Source organism: Paenibacillus sp. FSL F4-0087 (genome assembly GCF_038020215.1).
In the GTDB taxonomy this organism is placed as follows: Bacteria; Bacillota; Bacilli; order Paenibacillales; family Paenibacillaceae; genus Paenibacillus; species Paenibacillus taichungensis.
The window spans coordinates 2,877,270-2,893,866 of the sequence record NZ_JBBODJ010000001.1 but is presented as its reverse complement, the minus strand read 5'-3'; the positions used below and the strand labels follow the sequence as shown (position 1 = coordinate 2,893,866).

At 44.7% G+C, this 16,597-nt stretch carries 15 protein-coding genes; 3 read left to right on the top strand and 12 right to left on the bottom strand.

Translation table 11 applies throughout. The annotated features are described in order from the left end of the window. Positions 1-37: 37 nt before the first annotated feature. Positions 38-661, bottom strand: coding sequence for a hypothetical protein (locus tag MHB84_RS13540; RefSeq protein WP_076287239.1), 624 nt, complete (start codon positions 659-661; stop codon positions 38-40). Between the two features lie 168 nt (positions 662-829). On the opposite strand from MHB84_RS13540, the gene MHB84_RS13535 reads away from it, so the two are divergent. Together MHB84_RS13535 and MHB84_RS13530 are read left to right on the top strand one after the other, a co-directional pair. After that, positions 830-1,567 carry a glycosyltransferase gene (locus tag MHB84_RS13535; RefSeq protein WP_076287238.1) on the top strand — a complete coding sequence of 246 codons (738 nt, stop codon included), beginning with the start codon at positions 830-832 and terminating at the stop codon, positions 1,565-1,567. Continuing rightward, positions 1,567-2,298, top strand: a complete 732-nt coding sequence (locus tag MHB84_RS13530) for a glycosyltransferase (RefSeq protein WP_076287237.1) — start codon at positions 1,567-1,569, stop codon at positions 2,296-2,298. Before MHB84_RS13535 ends, MHB84_RS13530 begins: the two co-directional genes overlap by 1 nt. A 106-nt stretch (positions 2,299-2,404) precedes the next feature. On the opposite strand, the gene MHB84_RS13525 is transcribed toward MHB84_RS13530, so the two are convergent. From MHB84_RS13525 to MHB84_RS13495, 7 genes are all read right to left on the bottom strand, one after another. Further along, positions 2,405-4,504: a TerD family protein gene (locus tag MHB84_RS13525; protein ID WP_076287685.1), complete on the bottom strand. Its 2,100-nt coding sequence runs from the start codon at positions 4,502-4,504 to the stop codon at positions 2,405-2,407. A gap of 402 nt (positions 4,505-4,906) precedes the next feature. Continuing rightward, positions 4,907-6,412 carry a malate:quinone oxidoreductase gene (locus tag MHB84_RS13520; RefSeq protein ID WP_076287236.1) on the bottom strand — a complete coding sequence of 502 codons (1,506 nt, stop codon included), beginning with the start codon at positions 6,410-6,412 and terminating at the stop codon, positions 4,907-4,909. Positions 6,413-6,770: 358 nt separating this feature from the next. Continuing rightward, entirely contained in the window at positions 6,771-7,187 is a 417-nt protein-coding gene (locus tag MHB84_RS13515) for a contact-dependent growth inhibition system immunity protein (RefSeq protein WP_076287235.1), read from the bottom strand. Between the two features lie 382 nt (positions 7,188-7,569). Next, on the bottom strand, positions 7,570-7,971 hold the full coding sequence (locus MHB84_RS13510; RefSeq protein ID WP_076287234.1) for an Imm7 family immunity protein: 402 nt from the start codon (positions 7,969-7,971) through the stop codon (positions 7,570-7,572). Between the two features lie 62 nt (positions 7,972-8,033). Then, positions 8,034-8,450 carry a hypothetical protein gene (locus tag MHB84_RS13505; protein WP_083678715.1) on the bottom strand — a complete coding sequence of 139 codons (417 nt, stop codon included), beginning with the start codon at positions 8,448-8,450 and terminating at the stop codon, positions 8,034-8,036. 2 nt (positions 8,451-8,452) lie between these two features. After that, a complete protein-coding gene (locus MHB84_RS13500) occupies positions 8,453-9,655 on the bottom strand; it encodes a WXG100 family type VII secretion target (RefSeq protein WP_076287233.1) in 1,203 nt (400 codons plus the stop codon). A gap of 178 nt (positions 9,656-9,833) precedes the next feature. Further along, positions 9,834-10,637: a DNA-binding protein gene (locus MHB84_RS13495; protein ID WP_076287232.1), complete on the bottom strand. Its 804-nt coding sequence runs from the start codon at positions 10,635-10,637 to the stop codon at positions 9,834-9,836. A gap of 165 nt (positions 10,638-10,802) precedes the next feature. Between MHB84_RS13495 and MHB84_RS13490 the strand changes: the two genes are divergently transcribed. Beyond that, on the top strand, positions 10,803-11,150 hold the full coding sequence (locus tag MHB84_RS13490; RefSeq protein ID WP_076287231.1) for a helix-turn-helix domain-containing protein: 348 nt from the start codon (positions 10,803-10,805) through the stop codon (positions 11,148-11,150). Positions 11,151-11,214: 64 nt separating this feature from the next. Here MHB84_RS13490 and MHB84_RS13485 read toward each other — a convergent pair whose 3' ends face one another. From MHB84_RS13485 to MHB84_RS13470, 4 genes are all read right to left on the bottom strand, one after another. Continuing rightward, positions 11,215-12,909, bottom strand: a complete 1,695-nt coding sequence (locus MHB84_RS13485; protein ID WP_076287230.1) for a histidine kinase N-terminal 7TM domain-containing diguanylate cyclase — start codon at positions 12,907-12,909, stop codon at positions 11,215-11,217. A gap of 331 nt (positions 12,910-13,240) precedes the next feature. Beyond that, on the bottom strand, positions 13,241-14,011 hold the full coding sequence (locus tag MHB84_RS13480) for an AAC(3) family N-acetyltransferase (protein ID WP_083678756.1): 771 nt from the start codon (positions 14,009-14,011) through the stop codon (positions 13,241-13,243). 193 nt (positions 14,012-14,204) lie between these two features. Continuing rightward, the gene (araA, locus tag MHB84_RS13475) at positions 14,205-15,629 is read right to left on the bottom strand and encodes an L-arabinose isomerase (RefSeq protein WP_076287228.1); all 1,425 of its coding nucleotides are present in this window, start codon (positions 15,627-15,629) and stop codon (positions 14,205-14,207) included. A gap of 271 nt (positions 15,630-15,900) precedes the next feature. Then, complete coding sequence (locus MHB84_RS13470; RefSeq protein WP_076287227.1) at positions 15,901-16,596, bottom strand: L-ribulose-5-phosphate 4-epimerase; 696 nt, start codon at positions 16,594-16,596, stop codon at positions 15,901-15,903. Position 16,597 lies beyond the last annotated feature (1 nt).

Sequence of the window (16,597 nt, the reverse complement as noted above, 5' to 3'; positions counted from 1 at the left end):
GATAGATATCGATAATTTACGCCTACCTTGCTGTAACCTATTTGGTATTCATAACAAGCGAATATTTATTGAAAATCCAGGACTCCCTCATATCATTCATAGCTTCTTTGCTAACCCGAACAGAAGTCTTTTGCTCGTGTAAACCTTCTGGTGCAGGTACGGAAAACCGCAGCAATTTGGTTATTTTTTTTATTTCATTTGCCACTTCATGATATAACCCATATGTTAACGGCCGATGCTCCCGAATATCCTCGTATATATAATATTTCCCAATCTCATCTTCCAAATCCATTTGGACCCCTTTAGGAAACGATAGCACGATAGACGGCAATTCATCCTCCGCCCATTGTCCAAGATACGGGAAGCAGACACCCTCGTTTTTCAAGAAAAATCCAGACTTCCCCTGATCCAGCTTACTCAAGAGCGAATATACGAAATGAGGGGGAATCTCCTCTCTGTTCTCTTCCTTCGTAGCAGTAAAAGATTGATAAAATCGGCTATACGCTTCATATACCTGATCATAATCATACTTGGTCTGCGCATGATTGGGTCTGATAAATTGAACCTGTTTCTGCTCGAAAAGGGCTAGCAGGCTTTTGAGCTCTTCAGGCGTAATGAAAAATTTCAGTTTATAAAATCCACTGTTCTTTAATCGTTCCATTCTCTCACCACCAATTGTAAAATGGAGTTTCCTATTTCACCACTATTAGTTGAAGAGAGCCTTATGTGCGAATTCTCCATTTTGTAGATATGCCGTTCCTCTTATTTGCTGTCCACATATTTTGAAGAGAGATAGTTTTGAACATAACGGATAAGGGGAGCGGTCCACATGGGAGTCATGCCAAAAAGCTCTATCAAAAAGCAGGGAGTTTCTATTATTGCCTGCACGAAACGCCAAAGCTATATAAGAAACCTATTTAAGAACTACAGCCGACAGATCCACGCCAAGAAAGAACTTATCATTATTATCAACAACAATAACATCCCCCTCAAGCCTTATCTCAGTCTAGCGAAAAAGTTCCCAAACGTACACGTATATCGTCTTCCGGAACGTACCTCCCTAGGTGCCTGTCTTAATTACGCGATCAAGAAAACGAAATACAACTATATTGCCAAGTTTGATGATGATGATTACTACGCTCCCTATTATTTGACGGAAAGTTTGCTGACCTTTCAAAGAACCAAAGCCGATGTCATTGGCAAGCGGTCTCATTATATGTATTTACGTGGGTCAAAGACGTTTATTCTTCGTTTTCCACAAGATGAACATCGACCTGTGACTCTAATCCCTGGCGCAACGCTAGTTTTTAAACGCAAGGTAATAAACAAAGTTCCTTTCCCAAATCAAAGCGTCGGTGAGGATGATCTTTTTTGCATTAGAAGCAAACGAAAAGGATACCGCGTTTATTCTGCTGGAAAAAATAATTTTGTCGCGATTCGCAGGAGAAACTCATCCAACCATACATGGATCATTAGCGATAAAGAACTGATCTCTCAGAGCCGAAAAATACCTTCTGTTACGAACTACAAGAAATATGTGCAGAAAAAGCCAAAGGGCTTATTATAATGGTGAACCCAGACCGTTCTCGTGATTTGAATGGAGTTTCTATCATTGTTTGTACCAAACGACGACAATGCATGGGCAACCTTTTTCGTAACTACAGCAGACAGAATTACAAGATCAAAGAGCTTATCATCATATTAAATAATAATAATCTGCGTGTAAACGAATATATCCAGGCGGCAAAACAATATAGAAATGTAAGGGTAGTTTCTCTGCCGGAACAAGTATCGCTTGGACATTGCCTAAATTATGGAGCTTCATTATCTAATTTCAATCTCATCGCTAAGTTTGATGACGATGATTATTATGCTCCTCTCTATTTAACAGATAGCGTGCATACCCTGGGAAAGACCAGAGCAGATATTGTAGGGAAACGAGCCCACTACATGTACTTGAGCAGCAAAAAACTCTTTCTGCTACGTTACCCTACCAAGGCGAATCAATATGTTCCCCTGATTCAAGGAGCGACCCTGCTCGTAAAACGACATGTCATAAGCGAGGTTGGCTTTCCCGACCAGAATCGAGGAGAATGCGTGACGTTTTGTTCGGACAGCCTGGCAAAGGGCTATAAAATTTATTCAGGAGGTTCATCCCATTTCCTTGCGATTCGCAGGAGGAACTCCAAAGATCATACGTGGATCGTAAGCGATAAAGAGCTTTTAACAAGAAATGTTAAAGTGCTGAAAGTGAGAAACCCAAGAAAATTTATATGCCAACCCGATAACTTTATTTAGCAATTACAGATCGATGATTCTGTTAACGGCAGGTTGAATATCAAAAAAAGAGCAGCATTTCGCTGCTCTTCTCTTTTCTCGATCCCGGTATTCATATGTGATGGACTCAAGCCAAATACTCGGCCATAATCTGCTCGATATCAAACGGGGTAATTCCTTGCTCCACCGAATAAATTGTATCGGCCTGATCCAACGTATCCACCAGTTCACCTCTGGCCTTGGCATGAAGCGTGAACAAGTCGTATAGATCCGGCTTGCGTAGTGTGGTCAAGGCTTTGCCCATCAGGACCATCCCTTTTTGATTACCCTCGACATTATTGTAATATTCCGGGTGCCTAGTCAGTGCCAGATCCGTCCAAATGACCGTACGCTCCACTAGATCCATAATGACGGGAATGGCAATCTGTGTATCTGCCGTAATATCAATCTTGTTTGCCACCGTGGACGGCTCGAAGATCTCGCCAGAACCCGGCTTCTTACGCATCATCCAGCCCACAAAGCATTCCGGCAAATCGCAATATGGATGACTCGTAAAGGAAAGCAGACTCGCCACCACATAACGCCCACCATAAGCAACAATCGACGGAATATGCAGGTCAATGAACTCACTCGCACCATGAGGCGCTGTCACGATATCCCCGCTGTGAACGGCCTTGTAGTTGGATGAACGCAGATTCGTATAGGAAATATGCTCCACATAGTTCCAGTTCTCATCGTACATCACCGCAGACAGATCGATATCTACACGCCCCGTTGCTTGACCATTCACGGTGCCTTCCTTCCACCAGTTGAAGAAACGAATCGTATCTCCCTCGGCCATCGGCACCCGGCTTCCCCGAACAATCGTATGAAGGGCCTTGCTCGCCGATCTTTGGGAAAAGGGAACCAGATAATCATGGAGCTGTGGATCAACATACGTCTTTCCAAGCGAAGGAAGGGCGGCGAAACGCTGCACCAGCGCCTGCTCACACATCTGCACGACGGCACGACAAGTGTCATCGTCCATCTCGGGAAGCTGATTCGGAATGGCGAAAGCCTTCGCTACATTGCCTTTCGGGAAAAATACACGCAGATCCTGCGGTTCATTACGCCGGGCAAAATGCTCCCTCACCTGCAACAAAACCGGGGTCGATACGTGCTCCAGAATTTCTCCGAACGCCAGCAATACATACTCCTTATCCGTGGTAGAGCGCAACAAGTGATCCAATCTTCTCGCAAATTCACCAGGGCGCTGCTTCAGCAGCTCAATCAAACTCCACACATTCTGGTATTGGAAGGCAAGCTCCACACTCCCGTTAAAGGTCGTAAACGACTTGTTATTACGCAAAATATCAAAAGCTTCCTCGCATCGCGGGTAACGAAGCTTATATTCAGAAGGATGCAGAATTTCGCCCAGTCGAATCCAGCGATCCTTGTAACGAAGCATGTCTTCCGTAATTGAACCGCATTGCTCCAGAAGACCAAGCAACAGGCGTCTTTCACGGCGCTTGAATTTACGGAATGGCGAAGCCAGAGCCAGACTGACATCGCCACCTGACCAAGCCACAGCAAGACGAAGCACATCCGTTGCCGTTCTGAAATACGGCCCGATTCGGTCGATATTGGCCTTTTCAAACGTTAATAAGGAAGCTACCACGAACCCCACATTTTCCTTGAAAGGAATCTCGGCTGGCAACAGCGCATCTACTTCATCCGGTTCTGCATGCTCCAGCACCGTATCGATGTCTGCTTTGTCTGTCTCCGAGATAGAGCCCTTCGCTTCGATCAGTTGGCGCATGAGCGTCTGAAAGTCAGCCTTGTTGCCGAGGCCAATGACTTTCAGGTTTACTTTACCCAGCAAAGGTACCCTTTCCACCGGTTCACGATTCGGATATAACAAGGTCAGATAATGAAGGATGGCATTCAGGTAAAGCTCCACCTCATCTTCCTCCATCACCTGCGCCGGGAATCCAGGGTACATCGGTTTGTAGTCCACATGGGCGCCGACCATGATTCTCAGATCAGCCACAACCTGGGCAACCAATACCTCAAACTGTTCCTTGGATAATGTTCGCACGGCTTGCATCAATTCATCCGAGAATGTGTATCCAAGCGTTTCTATATTTTGAAGGGCAGTCGCCAAATAAACCTTCGGCAGCTGTTTCTCCCCTTGTTCTTGCTCGATCATGAGTTTGTTCGCTCTGCGCAAATAGATGGTATTGTTCATGATAAAAGAGTCCAGGAAAGCCATATCCCTACAATTGGTGGTCTGCTGTAGAAGGAAGGAATATGATAGCCTGGACGCCTCCTCTCTGAATTGAGATCTTCAGGAAAGCGGCGACCCTAAGTTCGCCAATGAAGTTAGAAGGAAGGATCGCCATAGCCTGAAGGCCAAAGGTCCGAAGTTTGTGACCCGAACCTTTGATGAACCCATCATCTCAGATTCCACGATCTCCCAACAGGGCGAAAGTATTACGACATGCGAAACTAAGGGGGAATTCTCTGACTTGTGTGGAGTAGTACTGAAGAACGGCATACAACTGATGGTACATAAAAAAGAGCTAAGCACGGTTTTTAGCCGGCTTAGCTCTTTCTCACACCTACTATAGAACAGGTTACATACAGCTCGTTACATACGAACGACTGATTTCTCAGCCGTCAGCCCAAGCACCCGAGCGGTTGACGCATGTACCTGGTTTAGAAGACTAAGATTTTCAACCAATGACTCGCCATAGGAAGGAACCATTTCCTTGATCTTTGGTTCCCAGGCATTCATATGCTGCGGGAAACACTTCTGGAGGATCTCCAGCATCACGTGAACCGCGGTTGAAGCACCCGGTGAAGCTCCGAGCAATGCTGCAATCGAGCCATCCGCCGCAGTAACTACCTCCGTGCCGAATTGAAGCGTTCCTTTGCCGCCTTGAGCCGTATCCTTAATCACCTGCACACGCTGGCCCGCCAGTACCATATCCCAATCCTCGCTCTTCGCATCTGGAACAAAGTCACGTAATTCGGCCATGCGTTGTTCTTTGGATAACATGAGTTGTTGGATCAGGTATTTGGTTAGTGAAATTTCTTTGACGCCTGCCGCGAGCATCGTGAGCAAATTGTGCAGCTTCACGGACGTAATCAGATCGGCATTGGAGCCTGTTTTTAAGAATTTTGGCGAGAACCCGGCAAACGGTCCAAATAGCAGCGACTTCTGATTTTCAATAAATCGGGTGTCCAAATGCGGAACAGACATTGGCGGAGCACCCACCGAAGCTTTTCCATATACTTTGGCATGATGCTGTTCCACGACTTTCGGATTTTTGCACACCATGAAGATGCCGCTAACCGGGAAACCGCCAATATGTTTACCTTCAGGAATGCCGGCTTTTTGCAGCAAATGCAAGCTTCCGCCGCCCGCACCGATGAAAACGAATTGTGCGGTGTGCCGTTCGACGGTTCCGCTCTTCAGATTTTTCACGGCTAATTCCCAAGATCCATTGCTTGTGCGTTTCATATTCTTCACGCTATGTTGGTAGTGGATATCCACGTTTTGGCTTTTTAAATGTTCCATTAGCATACGCGTTAAAGCACCAAAGTTAACGTCCGTACCGGAGTCAATTTTGGTGGCTGCAATCGGTTCATTGCCCGTGCGGTTTTTCATCATAAGCGGAATCCACTCCGCCAGTTTTTTCTTATTATCCGAGAATTCCATGCCTACGAATAACGGATGTTTCGATAACGCTTCATAGCGTCTTTTTAGAAACTGGACATTCTGCTCTCCATGCACATAACTCAAATGAGGGAGCGGCATAATGAAGTCCCGTGGATTACGAATCAGATTGCTTTTGACGAGATAGGACCAAAATTGCCTTGAGATTTGAAAATGCTCATTCACCTTAATCGCTTTGCTAATATCTACGGATCCGTCTGGTCGTTCAACGGTATAGTTAAGTTCGCACAATGCTGAATGCCCGGTTCCGGCATTATTCCATTCGTTGGAGCTTTCCTCCCCCGCACTGGCGAGCTTCTCAAAAACCTTAATATTCCAGTCTGGTGCCAATTGTTTAAGCAAAGTTCCCAAAGTTGCACTCATAATTCCGGCACCAATCAAGATAACATCTGTACTCGTTTGTCCCTGGCTCATGTCTACCGTCCTTATATCCTATATTTGCCAAAAGGATGTAAGCGTTATCGATTTGGCATTGCAGCAAGCCCCATTCTTGAACAGGCCCGCCCCTTCTCTGAATGATATAACCTTGATCTAGTGTATCAATAATATGGGTCAATTTAAATATGCAATTTGAAGATATTTGCTATTCCATCAGTATACGCTAGTTTATGTCAGATAGATAACCCGGTTATAGGGCTGAAAGATTAATTTGTTCAATAAAAAGAGACAATTCTGGTTGCGTAGCCTGAATTGTCTCTGAAAGTTGGGCGTGTTGGTACCTTTGCCTTTAATAATTCGTCCTAAAAAAAGATCAAGATGCTACTCTCCAATGTTATCCCTGATAAAGTTCTAATTTTTTCATGAAATTATTCAATAATTCAGTATACTCTTCCTGATCCTCTTCGTCAGCCCATTCAATATTAGACAGGTTTCTGTTAATATCCTGGAGCAAAGATGCAAGCTGTGATAATTCTTCAAATTGATTTAATTCAATCGAGTAGAGTATTTTTAATAAATGACCATCATACATTTCCCCAGCAAGTGGATCACCTTTTAAAATTTCCAAAGCTTTTTTTATACCAAGATCCATAAAAACATTTTGAGCTAGCATTCTACTAACATCTTCTAATTCTATCTCATCTATTGTTTTATCGATAAGTCTGTTGTACCACTGATCCAAAGGATACTCAGATTCTTCGGTCTGAATATTTTGATTTAGTGCGTAAATCTCTTTAATTGGCTTGTTCATTTATTCTACTCTCCCGCTGGCAGGATTAACTTATTATTCAAAGATAAACAAAAGGTTCAGCTCTATTTGTAATATTAAATCATCTTCGGATCTTTATAGCACCAATCAGAGTCATAACTCATTGAATGTATCTTTTGTGTATCTTCCCAGGTGAAGACCCAATCGTAATCAGCCACCGAACTTAAAACTGAGACATGGAAATCCATGTTGTTCAGACTAAGATTATCGATATTACAGCTAGTCATATACGATTGTTCCAAACACACACCAGATAACTCATAATGTTGAAAATCAACTTCCCGTAATCGTAGCTTCTCACCTTCTTGACCACTAGTCTCTAACCACTTTTTTTGAAGCTCAAATTTAAGATCTAACTCTTGTTTTATGGCTCTTCATCCTCTATGTTAGGTATGAATGGGGAGAGAAACGGATCATCATTCTCCCTTACTTTACCTCGGATTAAAGTGTAGACCTTAAACTGATTGAAGGATTCCGTATCATCACTATCTCTTACATAAAGAATTCCATAGGAGCCCGGAGCTATTTCGCCTACCTTTTTCAACACTTCGGCGGGATCATACTTTGATACAGGTTTGCGATTATCTAGGCCCGCTATCCATAGTTGAAAGTCACCATTAACCGCTCTCAAGTCCAAAACACCCGCAGGCCAATTTAGCTCCTCTACATATTTCCGCAGATGTTGAATAACTAAACCATAGTGATACTCATCGTCTTCAAACGACGCACTTTCTCTAATGGTTGCCCAGCCATGATATTCATACATAATCTCTTCACAACCCCTCATCGGTATCTATGTGGGTTAGTTGACTATAAAAGTCATTATCTTTAATCTGTTCTTTCAATAATCGCTTTAAAGGGAGCATGTCCTGTTTCAACATTTCTCAACAAAGTAGGCTTTCTAAACCTTAGACTACACTGTAATTTAAAGATCGCTGTTGCTTCATCTAAACCTATAAAGATTACATTAATCCATATAGGCACCATTGGCTCTAAACCGCAAAGAACATTCACCGTATTGATTAACGGTAACTGCTTTCCTCCTATATTATCCTCACTCAAAATATTCAATCGCATCATATCATCTGCACTATTCAAAGGCTTATCCTTTTCCCTAACAGGCTCGATAATGAATCTATATTCATTAGATGTTAACCCAATTTCATTCGAGATTTCTTGAATTGTCTTTAATAAATTTTCTTTGAATATTTCTTTATTCATCTGTTTTATCTGTTCCAAAGTCATTCCTACTTCCCTGAAATTTTCGTACTTGAGACTTTAACAAGTTCATTGGTATTAACATATCCTGAAGGAGTTGTATCTATAGAGAATATTTCTAACCATGCATTTTTGGTTTTTACCCCAGCCTGTTCCAGAATTTGTGGAAATGCTCTTGTTTGTTCAACTGAGGGCGTGTAATGTCCAGATAAGTTAGTGATTCTTCTAACCTGTCCATCCGCATTTATCTTTAGCTTCCCTGCTGCTTGAACAGACTCACCATTTGCTAGAAAAGAATGACCTCTTCCTATATGAAGTTTGTTTTTCATGTCTACAACAAAATCCATCTCATTAAGTCCATTTACATCTTTCAGTCTTCCGCTCTCTATACTAAAGGTGAATTCTTTCCCAGCTTGAGCATCATCAGGAAACCTATTATTGATTTTTTGTGATGATACTATATTTCTCGGGCTCTTACCACCTGTACTTGCAGCCTCAATATTCTGCTTAATTTTCGCCACAGCTGAACTAGATGATGGTAAGCGAAATGGCCCCTTGCCACCGGGAACACTCCCACGAACCATCTGAATCGCCATAAACACTTGGGCAAATTTTAGAGAGGTAACCATGGTTCGAGCATAAGAATCAGAGACAGTTTCTCCTGTATAGGGATGTATTCCGTTCTGGAATGCCTTGATCTGTAGTGAAAATATATCATCCCCAGGTGGTTCAACCTTCACACCTTCCATGCGATTAACATCCAGATGTCCATGATCCTTCTCATACGCCTGAAGGGCAGCCTGATCCGCATCACCATCCTCGTTGACAGGCATCCACACCCACTTTCCAAACATATTGATTCGTGCCATCCGATATCCCTTATCACCCGAGCTTGAATCACCTGCTGAATTGGTCATGATTGCTGCGGCACCGACTGCTCCAGTTGCACCACCCAGACTTACCAACTGAGCATCTGCATCCTGGAAGCGCGTAGCGATGTCCTTCAATTCCTTGGATGTATTCACCATACTCTCCAGCGCTTTATCCAGTATAAGGCGTGATTGCTCAAACTCATAGTAAAACCGCTCCTGCGTCACACCCATCCACATCATCTGAATGAACATGATCTGTCTCGTCAGATCACCCCGTATATGCTCCAACTGTTGTCTGGCCTGATCCATCTGATTCGATACGTGATGTAGTTGTTCAGGGGTTACTTTGATTGTACTCATACGTTTCTCCGCTCATTTAATATATGATTAACCTATGTTAGCAGAAGTTTTTAATACAGACCATCCGGCTAACATCCTGATTTGACCATTTTAAAACAGATGCTGTACCCCTCATCGGTGCTATGGTCCTATATGCCTTTACCCATTTCAAAGCACTTATCATCAGCCAATAATCCCCTTACCCTATCTCCTCCAAAAACGCCCGATACCGCCCAACCTGCTCCTCCGTCGCACATTCCCGCAACGATTCCAATAGGGCCAAGCATTTTTTGAAATACCGATTCATCTCAAGCTCATCTGCTAATCTGATTGCCTGCAAAATGAACTCCACCGCTTTCTTTTGCCTTCCCATGCATTGTTCGTATAAAGCCCGGTGATAACAGTAATGGTACATATTTACGTTGTTTGAAGAACCTATTTCTCTGCCGACAACCTGAACCTGACTCGCAAATATATGTAAAACTCGATCAATCTGCCAACGATACCGAACCGCCGCCTCCACAATCGTTCTCAGTCCTGCTATACATTCCTCTGGATGCTCTAGCAGAATATTCACATACTCCTCCAGCATCTCTGCATGCCCTGCTTCAATCTCCAGCGCATACCGATTCACCTGTGCTCGATGCCTAAACTCCTGCATTACCTGCCTTCCCGTCTCATCCAGCTCTTCCATCCAGCCCAGCTCTGCATACTGGTCAATACACGCCCGCGCCTGATCTACCTCCCCCATCTTCTGGTGAGCCACGCCCCGCATTTGGAGACTGAACCCGTGATAATAGATAAACGGACGCTCGGTATGAATATAGGGTAAAGGTAACCCCTTGGTTCGATGCTCCTGTCGCTCTTCATGGATGCACTGCACACACTGGTACAACATGTCCGCCCTCTCCATCACTTTGCTCCAATTTTCAAAAGCATAAGCCATGTCCAACATTTCAACAATAATGTCCGGTTTAAGTGATTTCAGGATAGAAGTTCGCAAAAGGGATTCCTCCTTAATTATCCATTATCAAATAATTGTATAGTTAAATCAAAAGAAGATCAATATAAATTGTACTTATAAGTACTATTATATTCACAATCAATTTGTATCTGTTAGTCTGTAACGATTCTATAACCTCTTCTAACCTTAAGTGGAGGTGATCATATGAATTTACCAGAAAGTGTAGGGAATCGAATACGCGAGTTAAGAAAGGCCAAGGGTTGGACTCAAGAACAACTAGCAGAAGCAGCAGGTCTTCATTACAGCTATATTGGTGGGGTTGAACGGGGAGATCGAAATATTTCTCTGGAGACTCTAGAAAAAATAATAAATGGATTTCAGGTTCCGGCTGAAGAAATCTTCAAATTCAACGAAGAATCCGAGTACAAAAGAGCTTTGGATGAACATATAACATTAATAAGTGGTAAAAGCGCAGATGAAATCGCATCATTAACGAAAATCAATAAAGAGATTCTGAATACTATAGAAAAGCTACAAAAAAGCTCTGATTAAACACATCAGCATCGAAATCAAAAAGAGTGGAGTAACCCTCACACTCTTTTTTAATTTCATGAATCTACAAAACAACCCGCTCAAACTCCGCAAATTCAATCCGATTACGCCCATTCTGCTTCGCCTGATACAATGCCTTATCTACCGCAGCGAACAGCTGAATCAGATATCCCTCCGGGTTATCCGGTACATGCTCCAATTCAAAATCCTCAATCGACAGAATGCCTATGCTGATCGTAATGGACACCTGTTCAATCTCGTGATCCACCACAATGAGGTTTGACTCCACCGACAATCTCACGCGTTCTGCAATTTGATTAGCCACGTCATGCTCCGTGTGCGGAAGGTAGATCATAAATTCCTCCCCGCCATATCGCGTTAGAATATCGGTGCTCCGAATGGATTCTTTGACAGCCTGAGCTGTACGATGCAGCACTTCATCGCCGATGACATGTCCGTAGCGATCATTGATCGCTTTGAAGTAGTCAATATCCAGCAGTATGAGTGAAAACGGCGTTTTATATTGAATGTTGGTGATGACCTCGTGATTCAGATGTTGGGTCAGATAACGACGGTTATAGCAGTTGGTTAGACTGTCCGTCAGGGCGAGTTCTTCCAGCTTGCGATTGGCCTCGGACAACTCCAGGCGAATCCGATCCAGGGCATGATTACGCTCCTGAAGCGTCTCATTCTGCCGATTCATTTCTTTTACATAGAAGCGCTCTTGAGAGACATCCTGGAACGTAAGGATATGACCAATGGGCGCGCGAGCAGCATCAACAATGGGAGACGCTTGGAGGATATAGTGACGGATGTCATCCCGCCCCACGAGTACTTCAATTTGAGACAAGGTATTGTCCTTTTGCTTATACTCCTCCAGAAACTTCTGGCGGCTGCCCTCAACACGAACAGAACCCAGGAATGCCTCCATATCAAAAGAATCCCCCACATGCAGATCCATGAAGGATCGGGAGGCTTTGTTCAATTCAATAATCATCTCATTCTCATCCAGTACAAGGATGCCGTAAGGAATGGTATTGATTACATCCTCATGGGCGATGGAAACCAGATCCAACACATTGTACCTTTTAATAACATAGACGAAGAAAAGGTCGGACACGAAAATCCCCAGCGAAGTCAGTCCGGGAATGATGAACGGTAAATACGCTCTTAGAACCACATTAAGCAGAGCATCGATTGTTGCAAAAGCAGCCAGCACGAATATGCCCCATAGCGTAACTTTCACCTGATTTTTAATCATGGAGGACGTTCGAGAAGAATAAAGTGCCCGGAATAAAATAAAGAGGGACGTTACAAAGTAACTCACGAGTATAGCCATGACAACCCAGAACCAGTGTCCATATTCCCGCTCGATATAACCGCCTTCCAGCGGAGTTACAAACCAGCCCCACGGGTTCAGGACCACGCCAACCGCTCCAATAACCGCAGGGATGAACAATAGGAAGGATTTTTTTTGGCCTAATCGCTCCGCTTCACCCGTAATGAAGATCGTAAGCAGCAGCCAACCACTCCCTAGTAAGGAAACGGCGACAAAAGATAACGTAACATAGAACAACTGCAAGCCGGGGTCCTTCGTCAACGTACTCGCAAATTGACAGAATGGCCAGAGCATCATCAACCCATGAAACAAAAAGTAAACCTTATGTAAGTTCGTAATTCTAACCGTTGCAAAAACATATACGTATACACCAAACAATAGGACGAATAGAAAGAGATCATACCATACTAATGGGCTCACGAATCTTCTCCTTTTTGCATGCGACAACGAAGATAGTATTGAACTGGGTTATTCCTTAACGCTATGTGAACCTTCGATAAACCTATAAAAGATATTTCTATATTATTGCTATTGGTTAATTTAACCACATCTTATCACACCGCTAATGGGGTGAGTAGCCCATACAATGGCAAACCAACCAACCTCTGATTGAATTTTGCGCAATTTTTGCGTTTTTGTGAATGAAATTGAACGTTTAGATGTAAACCGGGAGGAAAGAAGACCTTGTTAGCTGTCGTAAGAGGCAAGCAGGTACGTATGTAGAGCCCTCCGTCACCGGACGGCCCTCTCCTCATTCGTGTACAGAAGCCAAAGGCAAATTGTCAGAGAACAAATCCGGATTATCTTGGAGCATGCCTGTGATCACTTCCGTCAACAAGGCTGCATCACACACTCTGACAATCGCATCGCCAAGCTGTCCCTTATGCATCGCACCTTTACGTTCTAGAACGTCATCCACTTTCCAAAAATGCTCTGACCACGATAATCCGCAATGTCTCCGGGAAGGCACCGAAATTTCGGTTCCATCGGATAAAACCGTGCGTAACATCTCAGGCTCATCCGTTAATCTGCCCGGGATGTCGACCCATTCTTCGATACCATGGATAAACGTGTTCCGTTTCAGATCAACGCCGACCAACAAGATGGTTGCCTTCCGATCAAGCAGCTTGCCCCAGGCTGAGCCTCGTGCGCATGGTGTATCGAAAAGATGATCGTCCTTCGTAAATGCTTCGGCGTCGTGTCCCAGAGCGGCTACCGAATGTGTAGGGTGCCAAGAACGTACTACTTCAGGTCGTTTGCGAAATAGTTCTGGAAGAATACCGACGCAGCATGGCGAAGATTCCACGTGGAACATCGGATTGTCCGCATTGATCGTGGACCATGTATGGGTTGGCAATACCAGCAGTCCGTCCTTCATATACTCGGTCAATGCATCCAACACCGTATCCGCACCGCCTTCGACTTCGCCCATACTTTTCATGGAAGAGTGAACGAGCAGCGTCCCTTGATCGTCAATGCCAAGCTGGCGCAGTTGGTGGAGCAAACTTTCTTGGGTATGTATCATGAATAGATAACCTCCTTTGGGCTATTATAGCAAAATAGAGCGTAGACGACGGTACTAACGTTATCCTTTGTATTGGAGAGAGCACAAGATCCGTTTCAGGCCATACACCATGCGCCTCATGGCAAGACAAAGGGCCGGGGAACCCCCCGGCCATAAGGAAAGAATTTGTATAAGTTCCTGAATAACAAAACTATTTAATCACAACGTACTCCAGGTTCACCAATTTCGCATAGGTCACGATTTGATCAGTAGTCAGGTTCAAAGATACTACGGTATGGTGACCGCCGCCATTCTCAATCCAAGCTCTAACCCCATCCTGGAAGTTAGGCTTCACATTCCACAATACACGTGCTACCGGCAGATTAGGTGCTGGAACCGTTGGCTCGAATGCGGATACTTCGTTGATCAACAGTTTGTAATGCGTTCCGAAGTCTGCCATGGATACCACGACACCTTCTCCTGCTTTGCCATCGAATACGAGACGTGCAGGATCTTCACGATCGCCAATACCCAGTGGGGACACGATGATTTTAGGTTTGTTGCTGGCGAGTGTCGGGTCAACTTCAAGCATGTGGGATTGAAGGATAGCCTCTTGACCAGCTGCCATCTCGTACGTGTAATCCTCCATGAAGCCCGTGTTCTCGTTATGGGCCATGACTTTGAGCAGGCGATCGAGTGCAGCCGTTTTCCAGTCACCCTCTCCAGCAAAGCCGTATCCTTGGGCCATCAGGCGTTGAACAGCCAGACCCGGAAGCTGCTTCATGCCATGCAGATCTTCGAAGTTCGTGGTGAAGGCACTGTATCCACCCTCGTCCAGGAAACGTTTGATCGCAATTTCATAACTTGCTTGTACACGTACGCTAGCTTCCCAAGCTTCTTTGCTGTTCGTGCCATGATCGAATTCATACAGCTCTGCATACTGAGCGATTAGTTCATCGATTTCTTGCTCCGTTACGGCATTCACGTATTGCACGAGGTCGCCGATACCGAAATAATCGACTGTCCATCCGAATTGGATCTGTGCTTCCACTTTATCGCCTTCGGTCACGCCAACGTTGCGCATGTTATCTCCGAAGCGAGCAACTTTGAGGTTGAAGCCTTCGTTAAAGGCAACCGCTACGTCCATCCAGTCTGCAACCTGCTGTTGCACTTCCGGGCGCTCCCAGTAGCCAACCACGATTTTGTTTTGTTTTTTCAGACGTGCATTGATGAAGCCATATTCGCGATCACCGTGAGCCGCTTGGTTCAAGTTCATGAAATCCATGTCGATGGTCGCCCATGGAATGCTTTCATTGAATTGTGTCGCGAGATGAAGCAACGGTTTTTGCAGCAATTTCGTACCCCGAATCCACATTTTCGCAGGCGAGAACGTATGCATCCAGGTGATCACACCCGCCACCTCGTCGCGATAGTTCACTTCTTTCATAATGCTCGTGATTTTATCTGCGCTTACGGCCAAATCCTGCAATACGAGCGGGTATGGCAGAACGCCACTTGCATTAAGGGCATCCGTAATTTTCTGTGCGTTGGCTTTAACCTCACCCAGCGCTTCTTCCCCGTACAGATGCTGCGAACCTACGACGAACCAAAACTGTTTAGCTGCTGTTGCTGACATATATTCATCCTCATTTCATTTTTATAGTTGAACAAATGGGTTACACTTACCACTCCGATTGCAGTACCATCTTCCGATCGCTGGTTATCCCCGGATTTCTTTGATCAATTTTAATAAGGATGATATCCGGTTATAAAGGCGAGCGCTTCGCTTCTACAGATTAGTACTGCACTCTCTGTTATCGTGTAAAAGTTTGATACAACTTCATTGGTAGTAGTAACAAACAACTTATTCGCTTGAATTATTATGAACCGATCGCTACATAACCAAATTACTTCTGTCCGTAATAGGCGTCTTTTCCGTGTTTCCGCAAATAATGTTTATCCAAAATGCCTTGCGGCAGTTCTTTTGCAAAGTTATTCAATTGCCGCGCATACAGGTTCATTTTGCACACTTCCTCCAGCACGACGCTGTTCACTACCGCCGACTTGGCGTCTTTCCCCCATGTAAACGGCGCATGTCCATGAAGCAGAACTGCCGGGATTGCCATCACATCCAGCCCGCGCTGTTCAAATGTTTCAATAATGAGGCGGCCCGTCTCCGCTTCGTATCCGCGATCAACTTCATCCTGGTTCAAGAAACGGGCACAAGGTACGGCACCATAGAAGGTGTCAGCATGCGTCGTCCCCATCACGGGTACGTCCAGACCAGCTTGCGCCCAGATGGTCGCCCAGGTGGAATGAGTATGCACAATACCACCGATTTCCGGGTAATGTTTGTACAGCACCGCGTGAGTCGCGGTATCAGAAGAAGGTCTCATTTCGCCCTCCACCACATTGCCGTCCAGATCCACCACAACCATGTCGCTTGGCTTCATCTTGTCATAGCTGACACCGCTCGGTTTGATGACAAACAGGCCACTATCCCGATCCATCGCGCTGACATTACCCCATGTAAACTTCACGAGTCCGTGCTTCGGCAGTTCCAGATTCGCCTCATAAACCTCTTCTTTCAGTTGTTCTAACACG

Bases quoted from the DNA above. Each gene is read 5' to 3' on its own strand.
- MHB84_RS13520 (WP_076287236.1), bottom strand. From the start codon at position 6,412: ATGAGCCAGGGACAAACGAGTACAGATGTTATCTTGATTGGTGCCGGA.
- MHB84_RS13535 (WP_076287238.1), top strand. From the start codon at position 830: ATGGGAGTCATGCCAAAAAGCTCTATCAAAAAGCAGGGAGTTTCTATT.
- MHB84_RS13540 (WP_076287239.1), bottom strand. From the start codon at position 661: ATGGAACGATTAAAGAACAGTGGATTTTATAAACTGAAATTTTTCATT.
- MHB84_RS13525 (WP_076287685.1), bottom strand. From the start codon at position 4,504: ATGAACAATACCATCTATTTGCGCAGAGCGAACAAACTCATGATCGAG.
- MHB84_RS13515 (WP_076287235.1), bottom strand. From the start codon at position 7,187: ATGAACAAGCCAATTAAAGAGATTTACGCACTAAATCAAAATATTCAG.
- MHB84_RS13500 (WP_076287233.1), bottom strand. From the start codon at position 9,655: ATGAGTACAATCAAAGTAACCCCTGAACAACTACATCACGTATCGAAT.
- MHB84_RS13505 (WP_083678715.1), bottom strand. From the start codon at position 8,450: ATGACTTTGGAACAGATAAAACAGATGAATAAAGAAATATTCAAAGAA.
- MHB84_RS13510 (WP_076287234.1), bottom strand. From the start codon at position 7,971: ATGTATGAATATCATGGCTGGGCAACCATTAGAGAAAGTGCGTCGTTT.
- MHB84_RS13530 (WP_076287237.1), top strand. From the start codon at position 1,567: ATGGTGAACCCAGACCGTTCTCGTGATTTGAATGGAGTTTCTATCATT.
- MHB84_RS13490 (WP_076287231.1), top strand. From the start codon at position 10,803: ATGAATTTACCAGAAAGTGTAGGGAATCGAATACGCGAGTTAAGAAAG.
- araA (WP_076287228.1), bottom strand. From the start codon at position 15,629: ATGTCAGCAACAGCAGCTAAACAGTTTTGGTTCGTCGTAGGTTCGCAG.